General features: G+C 67.1%; 24 protein-coding genes, 1 tRNA gene and 1 pseudogene. 15 read left to right on the top strand and 11 right to left on the bottom strand.

The genetic code is table 11. The annotated features are described in order from the left end of the window. Positions 1–14: 14 nt before the first annotated feature. The 4 genes from VH326_RS14355 to VH326_RS14340 form a co-directional block, all read right to left on the bottom strand. Complete coding sequence (locus tag VH326_RS14355; protein WP_329632519.1) at positions 15–1067, bottom strand: phage major capsid protein; 1053 nt, start codon at positions 1065–1067, stop codon at positions 15–17. Positions 1068–1221: 154 nt separating this feature from the next. Next, positions 1222–1623, bottom strand: coding sequence for an HK97 family phage prohead protease (locus tag VH326_RS14350; RefSeq protein WP_329632518.1), 402 nt, complete (start codon positions 1621–1623; stop codon positions 1222–1224). Beyond that, the gene (locus VH326_RS14345; RefSeq protein WP_329632517.1) at positions 1620–1922 is read right to left on the bottom strand and encodes a DUF6127 family protein; all 303 of its coding nucleotides are present in this window, start codon (positions 1920–1922) and stop codon (positions 1620–1622) included. Before VH326_RS14345 ends, VH326_RS14350 begins: the two co-directional genes overlap by 4 nt. After that, positions 1919–3022 (bottom strand): phage portal protein, encoded by a 1104-nt coding sequence (locus VH326_RS14340; RefSeq protein ID WP_329632516.1) that lies wholly within the window; start codon positions 3020–3022, stop codon positions 1919–1921. The genes VH326_RS14345 and VH326_RS14340 overlap by 4 nt, the downstream gene beginning before the upstream one ends. Before the next feature lie 181 nt (positions 3023–3203). Here VH326_RS14340 and VH326_RS14335 point away from each other — a divergent pair, with 181 nt between their 5' ends. Continuing rightward, positions 3204–4001, top strand: a complete 798-nt coding sequence (locus VH326_RS14335; protein ID WP_329632515.1) for a DnaJ domain-containing protein — start codon at positions 3204–3206, stop codon at positions 3999–4001. A gap of 22 nt (positions 4002–4023) precedes the next feature. On the opposite strand, the gene VH326_RS14330 is transcribed toward VH326_RS14335, so the two are convergent. From VH326_RS14330 to VH326_RS14320, 3 genes are all read right to left on the bottom strand, one after another. Further along, positions 4024–5373, bottom strand: coding sequence for a DNA-packaging protein (locus VH326_RS14330; protein ID WP_329632514.1), 1350 nt, complete (start codon positions 5371–5373; stop codon positions 4024–4026). Further along, a complete protein-coding gene (locus VH326_RS14325) occupies positions 5360–5902 on the bottom strand; it encodes a hypothetical protein (protein ID WP_329632513.1) in 543 nt (180 codons plus the stop codon). The genes VH326_RS14330 and VH326_RS14325 overlap by 14 nt, the downstream gene beginning before the upstream one ends. A 377-nt stretch (positions 5903–6279) precedes the next feature. Then, entirely contained in the window at positions 6280–6735 is a 456-nt protein-coding gene (locus VH326_RS14320; protein ID WP_329632512.1) for a DUF983 domain-containing protein, read from the bottom strand. Between the two features lie 112 nt (positions 6736–6847). Between VH326_RS14320 and VH326_RS14315 the strand changes: the two genes are divergently transcribed. Next, entirely contained in the window at positions 6848–7060 is a 213-nt protein-coding gene (locus tag VH326_RS14315) for a hypothetical protein (protein WP_329632511.1), read from the top strand. Positions 7061–7125: 65 nt separating this feature from the next. Here the strand turns inward: VH326_RS14315 and VH326_RS14310 are convergent, their stop codons facing one another. Then, positions 7126–7356, bottom strand: a complete 231-nt coding sequence (locus VH326_RS14310; RefSeq protein WP_329632510.1) for a hypothetical protein — start codon at positions 7354–7356, stop codon at positions 7126–7128. 169 nt (positions 7357–7525) lie between these two features. On the opposite strand from VH326_RS14310, the gene VH326_RS14305 reads away from it, so the two are divergent. The 10 genes and pseudogenes from VH326_RS14305 to VH326_RS14260 all read left to right on the top strand — a co-directional run bounded on the left by VH326_RS14305 (position 7526) and on the right by VH326_RS14260 (position 12816). Further along, entirely contained in the window at positions 7526–7834 is a 309-nt protein-coding gene (locus VH326_RS14305) for a hypothetical protein (RefSeq protein WP_329632509.1), read from the top strand. Between the two features lie 96 nt (positions 7835–7930). Next, the gene (locus VH326_RS14300; protein ID WP_329632508.1) at positions 7931–8539 is read left to right on the top strand and encodes a DUF4142 domain-containing protein; all 609 of its coding nucleotides are present in this window, start codon (positions 7931–7933) and stop codon (positions 8537–8539) included. 280 nt (positions 8540–8819) lie between these two features. Then, positions 8820–9674, top strand: a complete 855-nt coding sequence (locus VH326_RS14295; protein WP_329632507.1) for a hypothetical protein — start codon at positions 8820–8822, stop codon at positions 9672–9674. A 147-nt stretch (positions 9675–9821) separates the two neighbouring features. Next, entirely contained in the window at positions 9822–9980 is a 159-nt protein-coding gene (locus VH326_RS14290; protein WP_329632506.1) for a hypothetical protein, read from the top strand. A 195-nt stretch (positions 9981–10175) separates the two neighbouring features. Beyond that, a complete protein-coding gene (locus VH326_RS14285) occupies positions 10176–10346 on the top strand; it encodes a hypothetical protein (protein WP_329632505.1) in 171 nt (56 codons plus the stop codon). Positions 10347–10395: 49 nt separating this feature from the next. Further along, on the top strand, positions 10396–10563 hold the full coding sequence (locus tag VH326_RS14280; RefSeq protein ID WP_329632504.1) for a hypothetical protein: 168 nt from the start codon (positions 10396–10398) through the stop codon (positions 10561–10563). A 55-nt stretch (positions 10564–10618) separates the two neighbouring features. Beyond that, the gene (locus VH326_RS14275) at positions 10619–11248 is read left to right on the top strand and encodes a hypothetical protein (protein WP_329632503.1); all 630 of its coding nucleotides are present in this window, start codon (positions 10619–10621) and stop codon (positions 11246–11248) included. Between the two features lie 3 nt (positions 11249–11251). Beyond that, positions 11252–12316: an ImmA/IrrE family metallo-endopeptidase gene (locus VH326_RS14270; RefSeq protein ID WP_329632502.1), complete on the top strand. Its 1065-nt coding sequence runs from the start codon at positions 11252–11254 to the stop codon at positions 12314–12316. A gap of 40 nt (positions 12317–12356) precedes the next feature. Beyond that, positions 12357–12605: pseudogene (locus VH326_RS14265) on the top strand (IS1 family transposase); the annotation flags it as partial. A gap of 136 nt (positions 12606–12741) precedes the next feature. Next, positions 12742–12816: transfer RNA gene (locus VH326_RS14260), tRNA-Cys, on the top strand. A 24-nt stretch (positions 12817–12840) separates the two neighbouring features. Here the strand turns inward: VH326_RS14260 and VH326_RS14255 are convergent. Continuing rightward, entirely contained in the window at positions 12841–13413 is a 573-nt protein-coding gene (locus tag VH326_RS14255) for a DUF1003 domain-containing protein (RefSeq protein ID WP_329632500.1), read from the bottom strand. Between the two features lie 142 nt (positions 13414–13555). Between VH326_RS14255 and VH326_RS14250 the strand changes: the two genes are divergently transcribed. Both VH326_RS14250 and VH326_RS14245 read left to right on the top strand, forming a co-directional pair. Continuing rightward, the gene (locus tag VH326_RS14250; RefSeq protein WP_329632499.1) at positions 13556–13780 is read left to right on the top strand and encodes a DUF3072 domain-containing protein; all 225 of its coding nucleotides are present in this window, start codon (positions 13556–13558) and stop codon (positions 13778–13780) included. Between the two features lie 161 nt (positions 13781–13941). Then, a complete protein-coding gene (locus tag VH326_RS14245) occupies positions 13942–14214 on the top strand; it encodes a hypothetical protein (RefSeq protein ID WP_329632498.1) in 273 nt (90 codons plus the stop codon). A 188-nt stretch (positions 14215–14402) separates the two neighbouring features. Here VH326_RS14245 and dapF read toward each other — a convergent pair whose 3' ends face one another. Beyond that, positions 14403–15344 (bottom strand): diaminopimelate epimerase, encoded by a 942-nt coding sequence (gene dapF, locus VH326_RS14240; RefSeq protein WP_329632497.1) that lies wholly within the window; start codon positions 15342–15344, stop codon positions 14403–14405. A 39-nt stretch (positions 15345–15383) separates the two neighbouring features. Beyond that, complete coding sequence (locus tag VH326_RS14235) at positions 15384–15878, bottom strand: DUF6456 domain-containing protein (RefSeq protein WP_329632496.1); 495 nt, start codon at positions 15876–15878, stop codon at positions 15384–15386. 90 nt (positions 15879–15968) lie between these two features. Between VH326_RS14235 and VH326_RS14230 the strand changes: the two genes are divergently transcribed. Then, positions 15969–16532: a helix-turn-helix transcriptional regulator gene (locus tag VH326_RS14230; protein ID WP_329632495.1), complete on the top strand. Its 564-nt coding sequence runs from the start codon at positions 15969–15971 to the stop codon at positions 16530–16532. The last annotated feature ends 25 nt before the right edge of the window (positions 16533–16557 follow it).

Here is a 16557-nt window from a genome sequence, read left to right as displayed (position 1 = left end):
GCGCAAAATCAGGCTCAGCTAGCGGCGAACTTCAGCAGCTTGATCGCCTCCGAATTCGACACGCACCCCCCGACGCGCTTGACCGCGTAGAAATTGACGAACGGCTTGTTCGAATACGGATCGCGCAGGATCGCGGTCTCGCTGCGTTCGGCGATCAGATACCCCGCCTTGAAATTGCCGAACGCGAGGCTCAGCGAATTGATGGCGATGTCGGGCATGTCCTCGCTCTCGATCACCGGATAGCCCAACAGGGTGGCAGCCTGCCCCGCGACCATCCCCGGCGTCCACAGGAACGCGCCGTCCGAGGTCTTGAACTTGCGGATCCGTGCGAGCGTTGCGGCGTTCATCACCCACGCCGCGCCCTGACGGTACGGCGCGCGCAGCGTCTGGACGAGGTCGATCAACTTGTCCTGCGGGTTGGCGGCGAAGTCGCCCGCCGCGCCCGACGGCACGTATTGCAGCGACCCGAACGCCCGGCTCGCATCGCCCGCCGCCGAGACCGTGGCCTGGAGGAACCCTTTGGGCCGGTTGGTGCCGTTGCCGCCGACGAACGCCGATCCTTCGGCCTTGGCGAACTCGGTCGCGATTTCCTCGGCGAGCCACGCCTCGACGTCGAACTGCGCATCGTCGAGCATTGCCTGCGACGCGCTGGGGTTGGCGTAGAGCTCGCCCATCGGCGGCGCGATCTCGTTGAATACCGGCGTTGCGGTGCCGGTCCGCGCGTCGGTCTCCGCCGCCCAGCCCGACGGCGTGCCGCCGGTCGTGACGAGCTTGCGATACCCGGCCGAGCCGACCTTGACGACGTTGGCGATGCCGCGGATCGGACTGATCGCCGCCAGCGTGCGGTCGATCACCGCGTCGATCTCGGTCGGCAGCGCATAGCCGCCGGCGTCGCTGGCGGTCGCGTTGAACGACTTCATCTCGACGGTCGAGCCCGAGCGCAGATACCCCCCGAACCCGCCGCTCCCGCGCGCCTCGCCCCCGGCGAGCACCGGCCGCGTCACGACGGGCGGCATCTCGACGCCGTCAAAGCTCTCCTCGAGCGCATCCGCCTTCACTTCGATCATTCGTCTTCTCCTTGAGGTAAAGAAAGGGCGCGAACCGAGATGGTTCGCGCCCGAATCCCTCTCCCCTTGTGGGAGAGGGAGGGAGCCGCCGAAGGCGGCGGAAGGGTGAGGGGAATCTCGGTCATGCCCACTCCCCCTCATCCTTCCCAAGCTTTCATCCCGGGCCCCTTCCTTCTCCCACGGGGGAAGAAGGAGACACCGCATGCACCCGCGCCAGCGGCTGCATCGGGCGTGCCACCAGGCTGATCTCGACCAGGTCTAGGTCGGTCAGTTCGCGCACCCGTCCACTGGTCGCGGCGCGGACTCGGTAGCCGAACGACAGGCCGTCGACCGCTTTCGCCTCGACCAAGGCGGCGAGCTTCGGGTCGTCGATCGCGCCCACCACGCGCAGGCCCTTGGCATCCGCCGCGACGCTCTCGATCCGTCCGACCGGGCTCCCGCGATGTTGCCAAAGCAACGGCACCGCGCCCGGCACGCGAATCGCGCCGGCGCGCACCACGTCGCCGCCGCGATCGACTCGGTCGAAAACGGCCGCGTAGCCGGCGAAGCGGATCATTTCACATACCCCGCAAACCCCAGCCGCACCGCGAGCCCGACCAGCACCAGCGCCAGCGCCATCCGCGCGACCCAGCCGATCAGCGCCTTCCACACCGACCGTTTGGCATCGCGCCACGCGCCGAGCAGTTCGCGCAGTTCGGCCATGTCCTTTTCCGCCGCCGCATCGCTCAAGCCCAGCCGCGCCAGCGCCCGGCTCGCGCCAAGCTCGCCCGCTTCCTCGGCGATCGCGCGCAGCGTCGCGAGGTCGGCGCCTTCGCCGCGGCCTTGCGCGAACAGCTGCGCGAGAAGGTCGCTCATAGGCCCACCATCGCCCGCTTCTCCTCGGGCGTCAGGAAGTCCGCCGCGGTGACGCTCGCCCACAACGCAGCACGGTCGTCGGCCAGCGCCGGCACCTGGTTGCGGTCGACCGCGAGCGCCGCGCCCGGAAACCACCCGCTCAACCCCTGCGCGAACCCGCTCAAAATCGTCCCCGCGAGCGGCAGGATCGTGAGCCGCCACAACGCGCGATTGGCCTCGCGGTAATTGGCATAGGTCGAATCGCCCGGCAGCCCGAGCAGCATCGGCGGCACCCCGAACGCCAGCGCGATTTCGCGAGAAGCCGCCGCCTTCAATCCGGCGAAGTCCATCTCGGCCGGGGTCAGGCTCAGCGGCTGCCACTTCAACCCGCCTTCGAGCAGCATCGGCCGCCCGGCGTTGCGCTCGCCCGAAAAGCTCGCCTCCAATTCGCGCTTCAACCGCTCGAATTGCGCGGGCGCCAGCGCCGATCCGTCGCCGGGATCGTAGACCAACGCCCCCGAGGGCCGCGCGGCATTGTCGAGCAGCGCCTTGTTCCACACCGCGGCGGCATTGTGCACCGCGATCGCCCCGGCCGCCGCGCCCAGGCAGCCGAGCCCGAGATGGTCGTCGACCGGGTTGAAAGTCTTGAGGTGGATCACCTCGGGCCGCGGCCCGTCGGGCGACAGCCGCGTGACTCGGTCGGCCACCTTGTAGCGATACGCCGCCGGCCAGCCATTGGCGTCGGGCTCGACGCTGACGCGCTCGGGGCGAAGCGCGAACAGTTCGCCCACCCCGCCGCGGCCGTCGTCGAGCACCTGGATGAACGCGTTGCCGTGGAGCATCAGCTGCGCCGCCACGGTGTCGAGCAACGCCTGGCCGCTCGACCGCGCCTCGATCAGCGCCACCAGCTCGGGCGACGACCCGCCGATCGGCGCATCGGCCACCCCTTCCGCGACCAGCCGCACGCTCCGCTGCGCAATCGCGTTCTCGACATAGCCGCTCCGCACCTGCGCCTCGTAACTGCGCGGCCAGTCGCCGAGCGCCGCCCCGCCGCCGCCATAGCGCGACAAAGGGGGCCGCGCCTCGCCGGCGGCGGCGGATTTTCTGCCGAAGAATTTCATGGCTTTCCTCTCTAATTCCTCCCCGTTCACGGGGAGGGGGACCACGCGAAGCGTGGTGGAGGGGGCTCGCCGCGAGCGATCCGCCCGCTGCCCGCCCCCTCCGTCACGCTATGCGCGCCACCTCGCCGTGCCGGGGAGGATTTGCTTGCCCCGCCCCGCGATCCGTCGCACATCTCGCCGCATGGCGGTCGCGTCCGATCCCTACATTGTGCTGGGCATCGCGCCCGATGTCGACGACGCGGCGGTGCGTGCCGCGCGGCGCGCGCTGCTTCGCCGCTACCATCCCGATACCGCGGGCGATTTGCCCGACGCCGCCGAGCGCACGCACGCGATCAACGCTGCCTATGCCGAAATCATCGCCGAGCGCCGCGCCGAGCAGACTCGCTTCCTGACCGAGGACATTCCCCCGGTCGACATCGCCCCCGCGCATGCCTGGGTCGAATCGCCCTACCCGATGCCGCCGCGGCGAAGCGCCGCGCCGACGCTGGCGATGATCCTCGTCTTCGTCGGGCTGCCCGCGATGGCGATGACGCTGCCCGGCGTCCCCGGCCACGTCGCCGAAGCCTTCCCGGCAGAGGGCGCCAAGGCCACCGCCTTCGCGCGCTCGCGCCTCGCCCAGGTCCGCCGCTTGCTCACTCCCGCCGGGTTCGGCGCGCCCGCGCCCGTGCTAGCCGCCAGGCGCGCCGCACCCCCGCCGGTCTCCTATCCCGCCGTCGTCGCCGCCACCGTGGCGCGCGCGGTCGGCCAGTATCGCCGAGTGGCCGCGCGCGGCGGCGAGGACGTCGCCGCTTATGCCCGCGACTGCGCCGACCGCGCCCGGCGTTACCCCGGCTGGGCGGCGCAGGACTTCTGCGTCGCGTTCGACCTTGCCGCCGACCGGCTCGACGAGGCGGCAACGCGCGAAGCCTATGCCCGCCTCGGCGCACCCCCCGCCGCCGCGATGGCCCGCGTCGAGCAGGTCAAGGCGCTGATCGAATAAGTCCTCCCCGGCCCGGGGAGGATTAGAGCCTCCGCACCCGCGCCTTCCCCCTCGGCTGCAACAATTCCGTCAGCGCCCATACCAGGGCATCCGCGCGATCCGGCGATCGTCCCGGCCCGGCATAGCCGCCCGCCACCAGCATGCCGCACAATTGATCCTCGAGCGCGGGGAACGCGCCGACATGCCGCACCCGCCCGCTTTCATATTGCAGCGACACCGGCTCCGCGCGCGCCACCTTGCCGAGCGAGGCATGCACCAACGTCAGCGGCAGCGACACGTCGGCCCCGGTCAGCACCGCGCGCACCATCGCCCCACCCTGGTTCTTTTCCGCGACCACCCGGTCGGCGCCGTGGCGCGCGGCGCAATCCGCCACCGCCGCCGCCCATCGCGCGGGCGAGGCGCCCGCGATGCTGGCGTCGTCGATCACGTAGAACAGCCCGTCCTCGCCGAGTCCCGCCGCGACGATCCCGCAGGCATCGCCGGTGCCGTTGCCCTCATCGGCGCCTTCGCCCCCCGCCGGCGGATCGACCGCGACCACGACGCGAAGCAGCGCAGGCGCTTCCGCCACCCGGCACGCCTCGATCCTGTCGCGCGACCACAATCCGCCGTCGCGATCCTCGATCAGCTCGCCCTCGAGCTCCTGCCGCCCGAGCCGCGTGCCGCCATAATCGCCGTGCATCGCCGCTGCGAAGCTTTCCGCGAGGTACGGGTTGTCGCGGGTGCTCCCGCAAGTCTCGGTGAACCCCGCCATCGCCATCACCCGGTACATCAGTTCGGTCGGGCGCGGCGTCGTCGTCACCAGCACGCGCGGATTGTCGCCAAGCCGCAAGCCCAGCATCAGATTGTCCCAGGCGCGCGTCCCCCCGCGCCACTTGCCGAGTTCATCGCACCACGCCGCATGATGCTGGGCGCCGCGCAATTTCTCTCCCGCCGCGGCCGAAAAGACTTGCGCGACCGCGCCCGATGCGAACGCCACTTCGCCCATTCGCGCGCGCCACACTGGCCGCTCGTCATCCGGCGCCACGCTGAGCAAACCACTCTCCCCCTCGATCATCACCCGCCGCGCCTCGTCGACCGTCGCCGCGACCAAGGCGATCCGCGCGCCGGGGTTGTCGCGCGCGAAGGCGCTCACCCATTCCGCGCCGGCGCGCGTCTTGCCGAAGCCACGCCCGGCGCGGATCAGCCATACGCGCCAATCGCGTTCGGGCGCGGTCTGGCCATCCATCGCCCAGCCGCGCCATTCGCGATCGACCCGCTTGAGTTCCTCCGCGCCCATCGCGCGCAGGACTTGCAGGCGATAGACCGGCGGCAGTGCGGCCAGCCGGACGACGACTTCGCGCGGGTCGACGCCGCGCCGCCTAGATTTTGCCATCGCGCTTCAATCGTTTCTCGACCCGGTCGAGCTTGGTCGCGAGCGAGGCGAACACCTCATCGGACGATCGAGTGATCGCGCGCGGCTTGCGCCAGCCGGCCGATCCGTGCCGCCCGTCCGCGATCGCGCGGCATATCTGCAAAGTGCGCAAGCGCATATCGTCGCTGATCGGTGCGGGTTCTACCGCGTGGCGATCCTCTTCGCCGGGGTTGGCAGCGATCAGTTCGGCGTCCGCGGTGCCCATCGCGCGGGCGAGCAGCAGCGCACGCAGCGTCTCGATCCCCTGTTCGATCGCCTCCGCCCACGCCGCTGCGAACACGGGATCTCTCCGCCGCAAGGAGTAAGCGGCGGTCGAGCTCATTTTCGCCGCCGCGACCGCGCGCGTGACGTTGCAGCTCGACGCGAGTTCATCGAGGAACGCCGCGCGGTTGGCCTTGGTCCAACTCCCCTGTCGCGATGCGCGCTTCTGCAACGCGACACGCGCATTGCCGGCGATCGTCGTTGGCACATCGTTGGCATCGGCTCCCATCGCTCCCCTCCTTTTCGGGCAACAAAAAGGGCCGAAGCGTCACCGCCCGGCCCTTGGTCGAATTGCTTGCATGCGCGCCGCGGCGAAGCCGCGTCGTCGGCCGGCCCGACGGGCCGCCGCCCGGCACTCGCCGGCTCGGAATTAGCGGGGCTAATTCCGGCGGCTCGTGGCCGAATCACAATTCTTCAACGTTCCTTATATGTACCTAAAGAGCGTTACGATGTCAAGTACTATTTTCCTATTTGGTTCGCTGTGCGGCTTTTTATGCCTCGTCTGTGCTCCTGCGAAGGCAGGAGCGTTGGCCGATAACGTACCGATTGCCGCCAGCGCTCCTGCCTGCGCAGGAGCACGACCTCTATCTATCTCGGCCCCACCCGTCACTGATCGAAGTCGCTGCGCCCCGCCTCCGTCCCGTGGAGCCTCGTCCACAGCCCCTGCGTCCCGGCTTCCTGCGCGCGATTGACGAACTGCGACGCGACCAGCCAGCCCTTGATCGGGCGCAGCGGCAGCAAGGTGCCGATCGCCATCAACGGCACCGAGGTGACGAGGTGGACCCAGAACGGCGGTTCGAACGCGACCTGGATCCACACCACGATCGCGGTCAGCGGCAGCGCGATGATGCACAACGAGAAGAAGGCCGGCCCGTCATCGGGCGCGGCAAAGCGGTAATCGAGCCCGCAATGCCCGCATTTGTCGACGATCTTGAGCCACGACTTGAACATCCGCCCGACGCCGCACCGCGGACACAGCCCGCGCCAGCCGCAATGCATGATCCACCGGAATTTCTCCTGCCCCGTGATCGGGGCGGGCGGGGGCGCAGGATCGGGTTCCATGGCGGCGGATATAGGGAGAAGCGGCGCGAAGCCCAATGCATTCGGGTGATCCGCGTTGGAGTCTAGGCAATTGCATTCGGACAGTTCATGCACAGCTTCGCAAGGAACCGCCATGCCACCCGCCGAAGAACCATCCCTGCGCGATCAACTCGTCGAAGCCCGTACCAGGATCATCGCGCAGCTCGACGAACTCAACTATCGCGTAACGGCACCGTTTGCGCGCCGAGGCGGCCGGGTAGACTATCGCAATTTGGTCGCCGAGCTCGAAGGCGAACTGCGCGAGATCGACGCGCTGTTGGGCGGCCTCGAGGATGCCGGGACTTAGCGAGGCGCGAAGGTACCCCGAATGGGCAGAAGCCCGCCGATGCACGCGATATCCGCCCGCGCGGCCTAGCCGCGCGCGATCGGCGTCGCGATGATCATAGGGGGATCGTCCTGGATGCCCTGCGCCGCACCGTCGCCGGCGGGGGCGTGTTCGGCCGCGAGGCGGGCAAGGTCGGCTTCGCCTTCGTCGGCGATTTGCATCAGCACCTCGGCGGCTTGGCGGTCGGTCGTCGCCGCGGCAAGCCGGCGGCAACGCTCGATCCGCGACCGGATGTGAGCGACAAGTTCTTCGTCCATTCGCTTGGGAGCCCAACTCGAGTCGTTTTCTGCCTGACAGGGGGTAGGAGCGGGTAACGCCACAAACAAGGGCCGGGGGTGTATCGATCGGCGTTCCTGGCGGCAGCCCCCGCTGGACTCGCGCCTGGACGCGGCGCAAGCTCTGCGGGTTGGATATCGGGGGGACGGCATGAACCCAATGCTGTTCGGCTTGCTCGCCGGCCTGGTCTTCGGCGTCGCGGACGTCGCGCTGATGCTGCCGATGACCTTCCCGGACAAGAAGACCGCATTGCTCGGCGCGTTCCTCAGCCGGTTCGCGATCGGCTTCCTGATCCCGCTCGTCAAAATGCCGATCCCCGGCTGGGCGGTGGGCGGACTGGTCGGGCTGCTCGTCAGCCTGCCCGATGCGGTCATCACCAGGGCCTATGCGCCGATCCTGGGCACGGGCTTGATCGGCGGGCTGATCATCGGGTTGGAGGCGAGCCGCTGGGCGGTCTGAGCCGCGTCGCCGCTTACAAGCCGCCCTGCGCGCGCCCACGGAACACGCCTCCGCCCTCACGCGTTCCCGCGCGAACCAACAGGAGGATGTCCGATCATGAAGCTCACCTATCTCGCCGCCGCGTCGGCGCTCGCGCTCAGCCTCGCCGCGTGCGGGTCCAGGACCGACAACATGACGAGCACCGACACCAGCAACACCATGACGACGACCGCCGACGACAACATGACGAGCGCGGGCGGCGACACCAATGCGATGGACGCCGCGGTCAACCCGGCGATGACCGCGCAGCAATTCGTCGACACCGCGGCGAAGAGCGACGCGTTCGAGATCGCCACCGCCAAGCTCGCCGAGAGCAACGCCGCGTCGGCCGACGTCAAGGCATTCGCCAGGAAGATGATCACCGATCACACCAACTCGACCGCCAAGATCAAGGCCGCCGCCGCCAAGTCCACGCCCCCGGTCACCCCCGATCCGACGATGACAGACGCGCAAAAGAGCATGCTCGCCGACCTCGGCAAGCTCAAGGGCGCCGATTTCGACAAGCAGTACGTTTCGGGCCAGATCGACGCGCACGAACAGGCGCTGACGCTGATGAAGAACTATGCCGACGCCGGCGACTCCGCGCCGCTCAAGGCCGCCGCGGGCGAAATCGCGCCGGTGGTGCAGGGGCACCTGGATATGGTGAAGGGCATGGAAGGCAAATAACCTCCGGTATTTGCCGGTGCGCTCGCCAAGGCGAGCGCATCCATGCCCCCGGCCGGCGGGCCGGCCAGCCCGTCCGACGACGCGGGATTCACTCCCGCGTCGGGCCCGCGTTTCGCATTGCCGCGCCCCGCACGTCGTGGCCACACCCCGGCCCACCCCGCCCGCAAAATGAACCTTTTGCCCAGCTCTCGGGTTGGTCCCGCGCTCGTGCAGGCGCGATCGGTCGCGATCGATCAACCGCGCCCGCCAAACCGAACCAACCCAACCACAAGGATCCGCGATGAAAACCATAGCTCTCACCGGTGCCGCGGCGTTGGCCGTTCTGCTCGCCGGCTGCAACCAGACCGGGACCGCGGGCAGCGAAGTCGCGAACGCGAGCTACGGCGACAATGCGGCGAGCACCGCCAACATGACCGACGGCAATGAAGCCGCCGCAACCGAAGCCGTCGATGTCGCCGACGTGCCCGCGCCGGTCGCCGGAACGCCCCGGGCCGCTGCCGCCCCGCTCGTCGAAGCCGCGAGCGTCGCGCGACGGATCACCGAAGGCAACGACATCGAACGCGTGCCGTATGACGGCGGATGGGCGTGGCGAGAGAACGGGAAGACGATCCGCACCAGCTCGAGCGACGGCCGCCGCGTCTCCTACTTCCACCCCGGCGATACCCAGCCCTATCTCGTCCAGGACCAGAACCGCGCCTTCGCCTATTCGGGCGGACGCGTGCAACGCGGCTATACCAACGGCCGCGACGTCCAGGTCGACAAGGCGACCCGCGACGAGGCCGACCGCCTCGCCCGGCGCTCCGAGCAGGAACGCACGCAGGCGGAGCGAGTCGTCGCCACCCAGCCCGACCGAGTCCAGCGCGTGCGGCCCTCCGGCGGCCGTGACGCGCGGGGATCGCAGCCCCGCGCAAATGACGGAAACAACCCCAACCGGGGCCCGCAGGACTCGCCGCGCGACAACGGAAGAGGGCCGACTACCCAGCCTTCGCCCACGCCCACGCCGACCACCACCCCCACGCCGAGCCGCGATCGCTGGGGCAACCGGAACCCCAGAGCGACCCCGACCCCGCAACCCACGCGCGACCAGCGCGGGGGCCGAGATCGCGGCGATACGGCGAACGACCGGACGAGGTAGAAGCGGCCGATCGTCGACTGGCTGGCCTGCCGACAGTGGTGCGCCCGCTCCGTCGCTGATGGGTAATTCGCAGTTTGAAATCTAGCCGATCGGCTGTCGCATTGCCGGCCCGCCTCCTACATGCTTAGCGCAAAGCATGGAGGCGACGTGAAGAACACAGACCCCGGTCAATTGATCCTGCCCGCCGCCGCGATGGTGGCGGTGGGCTTCATCGCGCATGGCGTCGTGCGTTGGCTAGCTTTCGCAGTCGCCGTCGCCTTAGTGGTAAAATACACGATGCTGATCCGAGAGAAGCCCGATGCCTAAGGGTCCACGCGGCTCTTGAGAGATACCTGAGACACTAGCGGTCATCGACGAACCAATGACGCGGCGCGCGCGCGGAGGAAACGGCCGCACTCGGGGATATCGTGAATAAGAGTCGTATCGCCCTTAACGTGCGGTAGGCGGCTGTGGCTTCCGCCGCCCGCTTCCTATATGCTTAGCGCAAAGCATGGAGATGGCATGGCGGATGTTAGCAAAGAAACGAGCGAGATCGAAAGGGTTCGGGCGGAAATGCACGGCGCTAGCAGCCTAACCCATGAATTAATGTTCGCGTTCGATGGCATGAGCGGCCTCTTGCTCGCGGTGCTCAGCGAACTCCGCGAGATCAAGGCGAAGCTGCCCGATGCCTAAGGGTCCACGCGGCGAAAAGCGCCCCGCCGACGCAATCGGTTTGGCGGTGATGATCGGTAAGATCGCTACTGGCGAGATCGAGGACGAGCGCGAGGCCGCGTCCAGCGCCGCTGCGCAGCTTGGTGCGCTGGGCGGGAAGAAGCGGGCAGCGAATATGACCGCTGAACGCCGCATTGAAATTGCAAAAAAAGCCGCCGCAGCACGATGGAAGGCTTGACGGCGTCGATTTCCTGGCCCAAGTCCTTGGTCGCAAAAATCGACGCGAGGGTGCCATGCAGTTCGTAGAGACTATCATACGTCGCGACCCGTGGGAAGTTGAGCCGCGCCTTCTCGAATTAAACCTGACATCAGCCGGGCTGCGGCGAATTCGCAACGTCGCTTTAGCCGCGCGGAACAATGTCACTGACTTCCATGCTGCGAACGCACCCGGCACATTCGCATATCAAGATGGCGTGTGGTGCCTCCGAGACGAATTTGTCGGCGATATCTGGAAAAGAGAGCGTCCTGGTGGCGTCGAGGCGATCGTTAGCCATCAAAATGAAATTCGGGTCGCGTTTGCGAATGTGGATCGGTGTTGCGACATCAACCACGATCCAGCCCCAATTTCAGAAAAAGGTGCCGGCGCAGAAAGGCTTTGCGAGACTAACCTTTTTGAACGGTTGCCGACGTTCACTAAGCAGCAGAGCTCGCTCGGAATCCCGCTTTTTTACTGCATGGTCGATCCGGAAGGTCGCGTTGAGCTTTCGAGGCCGACCATAGAAGGCAAATCGTTTGGTCCCTGCGTCGAACGTAATTTTATCTCTAATGGTGGCGACGACGATGACGGCGGCAAGCTGTCCATCAACCCGCGTGATGACGGCGCGGTCGAAATTACGCCGACGATAACTCGCAGAGCAGCCTAAGCCATGTTCAATCCTAAACGGCTGGCGCTGGCGCGCATGCGACGCCGCATGACCGGCAAAGCCTTGGCGGACGCGGCGAAGATTACTCCCGATACCCTTTCGCGGGTGGAAAAGGGCCGTAGACCGCCCGATGACGGTACGGTCGATAAGTTGGCGAATGCCCTTCGGTACCCCGCCGAATTCTTTTTCGGCGAGGATCCTGCGGACATTGACGCCGATGGAGTAAGCTTTCGAAGTTTTTCCAAAATGAGCGCACAAGAGAAATACGCGGCGCAGTCTGCCGGTCAGCTCGGCGTCCAGCTCGCTGCGTGGGCCGAACATAGGTTCAATATTCCCGATCCCGATTTGCCCGATCTGAGCTACCAAAATGACCCCGAGAAGGCAGCCGTAGAGGCGCGCCAGTATTGGGGCATTGGCGAGCGCCCGATAGGAAACATGATCGGTTTCTTGGAAAGTAAGGGCGTTCGCATTCTCTCTCTGAGCGAAGACACGGCCAACGTGAATGCATTTTCATTTTGGCGCGACGGAAAGCCTTACATATTCCTGAATAACTTCAAGTCCGCGGAAAGCAGTATTTTCGATTCAGCTCATGAACTTGGACATCTGCTTATCCACTGCAAGGGCGATCTTCGCGGTGATCGGCTACTCGAAAGAGAGGCCGACGGTTTTGCTGGCGCTTTTCTCATGCCCGCAAACGATGTCCGGGCAAGCGTCGATCGACCAGTCACCAGCGAGATAGTTATTAGAGCGAAGGCGAAGTGGCGAGTCTCTGCCTTCGCACTCCTTCATCGGCTGTGGCGCATGAAGATAATCGCCACCGAGCATCAGTATCGCTCACTTTGTATCGATCTAAGCCGGAGGGGATATCGCTCGGCTGAGCCGAACGGCGTTGAGCGCGAAATTTCAACGGTTTGGAAGCAAGTGTTCTCAGCACTTTGGAGCGAAAAAGTTACGAAGGACGACGTTGCGCGCGAGCTGAACATACCGATCGACGAGTTGGAAGGCTTGGTTGCGAACATGACTTCGACCGGAGAAAGACCGCTGAAGCGAACGCTTTCGGCTGTCTGATTATGCTTGACGCTAAGCATAAAGTTCATATGCAATGCGTATGAACAAGCCTCCTCTCGCCAAGCGCACTCAAATCCTCGCCATGCTGTGCGGGGGATCGTCCATGCGGTCGATCAGCCGCATCACCGATGTGTCGATCAACACGGTGTCGAAGCTGCTGGTGCAAGCTGGCGAAGCTTGCCTCGCGATCCACGACGAGACGGTGCGCAACGTGAAGGCGAGCCGCGTTCAGTGCGATGAGATTTGGTCGTTCTGCTACGCCAAAGAGAAGCAAGCGAAGCTGCTCAAGGCTAGATTTCAAACTGCGACACTACCCGCTGATGCGATGGCTTGCACGGTCGCCTCCCTAGCGCTAGTTGCCACGCCCATGCTTTCCGCATCGACCTGTCGCCGCTGACCGTTTTGCCCGCTTTCGGCGGGTTCAGCGCGCCGTGGCGGAAAGGCTACGCACCGGATTGCAACCCCGGAACATGCAGGTTCGAGTCCTGTCGGCGCGTCCACCCCATGGAACCCTTGCGCCTGCCCTACACCTGCCCGCTACCGCCCTCGGCATCGGGCTTCGGATCGCCCGCTTTCGCCGGCGTGCAAAGCCCCGACCGGTTGAGCAGATCGGCGAGCTCGCGAACCGCGTTGGTCAGCGCCAGCACTTCGGTCTGGCGAAGCTCGTCGAGCTTTTGGTGCAGCGTCTCGATCTCGAGCTCGGCCTTGATGTTGATCTGATAGTCGGATTCGGCCGCCAGCCGGTCGATGTCCTGCTGCCGGTTCTGGCTCATCATGATGAACGGCGCCGCATACGCCGCCTGGAACGACAGCGCGAGGTTGAGCAGGATGAACGGATAGTGATCCCAGCCGCGAACGAAGCCGGTGACGTTGAGCACGATCCAGAAGAACAGGATCGTCGACTGGATGATGATGAACCGCCACGACCCCATCGTCGAAGCGACCGCATCGGCAATTCGCTGCCCCGTCGTCAGCGCGGGCGCGGCGGGCGCCGGCTCCGCGGTGTGGCGTTCGCGCGCCGCGCGGCGGACGGCACGAAGCTTTTCGAGCAACGCGGCCTCTACCGCGCGAACCTCCGGCACGATGGTGTCGGCCATGGCATTTTCTCCCCCCGGGTCAAACCTCGAACGAGACGTCCGCCAGCCGCCCGGTCGTGTCAACACGGCCGCGTCGTTCGGGGAACCGCGCCGGGGCCAGGGCGTTCAGAACATAGCACGAACAGCCTTATGGACTTCGCCGATGACCGACCTCCCCAACCCCAAGCTCGACGACCATCCGCCGACCAACACCGAAAAGGATCCCGACAATTGGGTGTCGGGCGACGATCCGATGACCGGGGCGCAGGCCTCGTACCTGACGACGCTCGCCGAGGAAGCCGGCGAGGCGCCGCCGCCCGCCGAGCTGAGCAAGGCCGAGGCGTCGAAGCGGATCGATGCGTTGAAGGCGAAGCTCGCGCTCGATTGAGCGAGTCCCGCGCGATTGATGCTTAACGCTGCGGGGCGCGTGCAACTTCCCGGGACGATGGCGTTTGAGTTCGCGCTTGCCGTGCCCGCGCCATTTCCGGCATAGGGCGACTCGCGGCGGGCGATTCGACTCCGCCCGAGTCCAAGAGGGGATTTGCTCTGATGAAGAAACTTCTGATCGTTGCCGCGGCCACCGGGCTGCTCTCGCTCGCCGCTTGCAACAAGTCGCCGGCCGCCGACAATGCCGAATCGACCGCCGACAATTCGGCCGCGATGATCGACAACCAGGCCGACATGGTCCGCGACAACGCCTCGAACGCCGCCGACGCTGTCACTGCCGCCGGTGACAACAAGGCCGATGCGCTCGAGAACAAGGCCGACGCCGTCCGCGCCGCCGGCGACAACAAGGCCGACGCGATCGACGCGAAGAAGTAGGCGAGCTGACGGCGCGGCTACGCCCGCGCCGATGCGCAAGCACCAGACCAACCGGCGGACGAGCGCAGCTCGATCCGGCTGACGGCTTTGCCGGCGGGAACATCCGGAGAAACGAAGCGGCGGGGGGCAACCTCCGCCGTTTTCTATTCATCAGCATCAGCGGTGGCGGCCCCCGGCGCGCCGCGTCGCTATTTCGCTTCCACCGCCGCCGCCCATGCTGCGATCTCGTCGTTGAAATGCCGGTCCACGACCACTTCGCCCGCCAGCGCGCGACCGACATCGACTTCGGCCGAGCCGCGCCATTCGAACGTCGCGTTGCCCGACACCCGCACCATGCCGTCGGCCTGCGCGAATCCACGCACCAACCCGCCGCGATTGAACACCGTCACCGGCGCGTCGAACGCCAGCCGCTCGGTCAGGCACGCCGCGAACAGCGACGCCGCCATCGCGCTGCCGCAGCTGTCGGTCAGCCCCACGCCGCGCTCGAAGGTGCGCACGTACAAGGCGTCGTTCCCGCGCAACTCGGCGAACGACACGTTGGCGCGGCTGGGCAGCCAATCGGGCGCCGTCTCGCAGACGCTGCCGACCCCGACCAGTTCGGCTTCGTCGATCGCATCGACGAACGCGATCAAATGCGGGTTGGGGATCGCCACCGCGGTGAAGCGGCGTTCGCTCGGCAATTGCTCGATCGCCACCTCGACATTGTGGTGGCGCCCGATCGCCATCGGCCATTGGTCGACATCGAGCGTTGCCGGACCCGCCACCTCGCCGATCGTCACCACCCCTGGCGCCAGATCGGGGTCGCGGCGCACGTCGGCGCACGACGTCTTGAGCCGCACTTGCGCCTGGTCGATTCCCAGTGCCTCGAACCCCGCGCGCGCGACGCAGCGCAGGCCGTTGAGGCAAGTCTCCGCCTCACTGCCGTCGCTGTTCCACATCCGCATCCCGAATGCGTGAGCCGCATCGCCGTCGACCAAGGCCAGCAGCCCGTCGCTACCCACCGGCCCGCGCCGATCCGCCAGTGCGCGCGCAATTCCTTCCCAATCGCCGTCGCCCCACTCGACCCCGCGCGCATCGACCAGCGCGAAATCGTTGCCCGATCCGTGGCATTTGGTGAAGTCGATCCGCATCGTACGCTTGTATCCCGCGATCGCCGCCGCGTCAGCCCGTCATGGCAAACGGTAGTGATCGGCGAGCCGGTCCAGCGCGATGCCGAGCACCAGCCGCCCCGCGCGGCCCGGCCAGCCGAGCGCGCGTTCTGCCACCGTGATCGCCTCACCCGCGCAGACCACGCGCCACAGCACATCGTTGAGCCCGCGCCCGACCGCGTTGACCGCGGCATCAAACCGGCGCTTGGCGGCGATCTGTGCGAGGCCTAGCTCGAGCGCGCCGCCACCGCCGCCATCGACTCGCACCGAGTCCCACTGCATCGTCACGCGCGCGCCGAGCTGGGCGGTTTCGTAGTCGCACCGCAACCGCCCGCCCGCCTCGACCTGCCGGGCGTCGACCAGCCCGCGCGCGGCGAGCCAGCCGAGCGGCGATTCGGCGCGGTTGACCGTCACCCTGCGGCGCGCGCGGCGCGCTTGCCCCCGCGCGACCGGCGCGGCCGATGCGCTGACCGCGACCCCCGCCGCGTCGATTTCGATTTCCACCATGTCGCGCATCGTTCCTCCGTCGTCCGAGTCGATGCCCTCTTGCCATATCGCATATTGTGTAGGAAAGTGGCGAACCGATTTGGCTAACAGGGGCTGCCCATGATCACCGCCATCCGCGAAGTGCGCCGCGCCAGGGGCATGACGCTCGACGATGTCGCGAAGGCTTGCGCGCCGCCGACCACCGCGCAGACGATCGGCCGGCTCGAAACGGGCACGCGCACGGTGTCGGTCGGCTGGCTCAACCGAATCGCCGCAGCCCTCGGGGTCGAGGCGGCCGACCTGGTCAAGCTGCCCGATCATCCCGAACTGCCGGTTGCCGCGATCCTCGAGGCCGATGGCGCGCACGCGCCGACGCGTACGATCGTGGTGCCGCCGCCGCGCGCCGCCGCGGGCATGGTCGGCATCTCGGTCGCGGCGGGGATCGGCGATTACCGGAGCGGCGACACGATCTGGTGCGAGCCGCTGGCGCCCGAACAATTCGGCGGCGCCCTCAACCGCGACGTGCTGGTGCCGCGTCCCGGCGGCCGCTTCCTGTTCGGTCGCCTGATCGGACGCGAGGGCGACCGGCTGCAATTGCTCCCGCTCGGCGCCGGTCAGCGCCAGCAAGTCGTCAGCGATCCCCCCTGGCTCGCGCGAGCGGCGACCTTGATCCGGGGGTTGTAACAGGCGACTGCGCGAGGCGGTCCCC

Source organism: Sphingomonas sp., from assembly GCF_036269755.1.
Lineage (GTDB): Bacteria > Pseudomonadota > Alphaproteobacteria > Sphingomonadales > Sphingomonadaceae > Sphingomonas.
Note: the sequence above shows the minus strand (reverse complement) of the source record. Positions and strands in the feature narration are given on the sequence as shown.

Excerpts from the sequence above, each read along its gene's own strand:
- VH326_RS14355 (WP_329632519.1), bottom strand. The coding sequence starts at position 1,067 with ATGATCGAAGTGAAGGCGGATGCGCTCGAGGAGAGCTTTGACGGCGTC.
- VH326_RS14350 (WP_329632518.1), bottom strand. The coding sequence starts at position 1,623 with ATGATCCGCTTCGCCGGCTACGCGGCCGTTTTCGACCGAGTCGATCGC.
- VH326_RS14345 (WP_329632517.1), bottom strand. The coding sequence starts at position 1,922 with ATGAGCGACCTTCTCGCGCAGCTGTTCGCGCAAGGCCGCGGCGAAGGC.
- VH326_RS14340 (WP_329632516.1), bottom strand. The coding sequence starts at position 3,022 with ATGAAATTCTTCGGCAGAAAATCCGCCGCCGCCGGCGAGGCGCGGCCC.
- VH326_RS14335 (WP_329632515.1), top strand. The coding sequence starts at position 3,204 with ATGGCGGTCGCGTCCGATCCCTACATTGTGCTGGGCATCGCGCCCGAT.
- VH326_RS14330 (WP_329632514.1), bottom strand. The coding sequence starts at position 5,373 with ATGGCAAAATCTAGGCGGCGCGGCGTCGACCCGCGCGAAGTCGTCGTC.
- VH326_RS14325 (WP_329632513.1), bottom strand. The coding sequence starts at position 5,902 with ATGGGAGCCGATGCCAACGATGTGCCAACGACGATCGCCGGCAATGCG.
- VH326_RS14320 (WP_329632512.1), bottom strand. The coding sequence starts at position 6,735 with ATGGAACCCGATCCTGCGCCCCCGCCCGCCCCGATCACGGGGCAGGAG.
- VH326_RS14315 (WP_329632511.1), top strand. The coding sequence starts at position 6,848 with ATGCCACCCGCCGAAGAACCATCCCTGCGCGATCAACTCGTCGAAGCC.
- VH326_RS14310 (WP_329632510.1), bottom strand. The coding sequence starts at position 7,356 with ATGGACGAAGAACTTGTCGCTCACATCCGGTCGCGGATCGAGCGTTGC.
- VH326_RS14305 (WP_329632509.1), top strand. The coding sequence starts at position 7,526 with ATGAACCCAATGCTGTTCGGCTTGCTCGCCGGCCTGGTCTTCGGCGTC.
- VH326_RS14300 (WP_329632508.1), top strand. The coding sequence starts at position 7,931 with ATGAAGCTCACCTATCTCGCCGCCGCGTCGGCGCTCGCGCTCAGCCTC.
- VH326_RS14295 (WP_329632507.1), top strand. The coding sequence starts at position 8,820 with ATGAAAACCATAGCTCTCACCGGTGCCGCGGCGTTGGCCGTTCTGCTC.
- VH326_RS14285 (WP_329632505.1), top strand. The coding sequence starts at position 10,176 with ATGGCGGATGTTAGCAAAGAAACGAGCGAGATCGAAAGGGTTCGGGCG.
- VH326_RS14280 (WP_329632504.1), top strand. The coding sequence starts at position 10,396 with ATGATCGGTAAGATCGCTACTGGCGAGATCGAGGACGAGCGCGAGGCC.
- VH326_RS14275 (WP_329632503.1), top strand. The coding sequence starts at position 10,619 with ATGCAGTTCGTAGAGACTATCATACGTCGCGACCCGTGGGAAGTTGAG.
- VH326_RS14270 (WP_329632502.1), top strand. The coding sequence starts at position 11,252 with ATGTTCAATCCTAAACGGCTGGCGCTGGCGCGCATGCGACGCCGCATG.
- VH326_RS14255 (WP_329632500.1), bottom strand. The coding sequence starts at position 13,413 with ATGGCCGACACCATCGTGCCGGAGGTTCGCGCGGTAGAGGCCGCGTTG.
- VH326_RS14250 (WP_329632499.1), top strand. The coding sequence starts at position 13,556 with ATGACCGACCTCCCCAACCCCAAGCTCGACGACCATCCGCCGACCAAC.
- VH326_RS14245 (WP_329632498.1), top strand. The coding sequence starts at position 13,942 with ATGAAGAAACTTCTGATCGTTGCCGCGGCCACCGGGCTGCTCTCGCTC.
- dapF (WP_329632497.1), bottom strand. The coding sequence starts at position 15,344 with ATGCGGATCGACTTCACCAAATGCCACGGATCGGGCAACGATTTCGCG.
- VH326_RS14235 (WP_329632496.1), bottom strand. The coding sequence starts at position 15,878 with ATGCGCGACATGGTGGAAATCGAAATCGACGCGGCGGGGGTCGCGGTC.
- VH326_RS14230 (WP_329632495.1), top strand. The coding sequence starts at position 15,969 with ATGATCACCGCCATCCGCGAAGTGCGCCGCGCCAGGGGCATGACGCTC.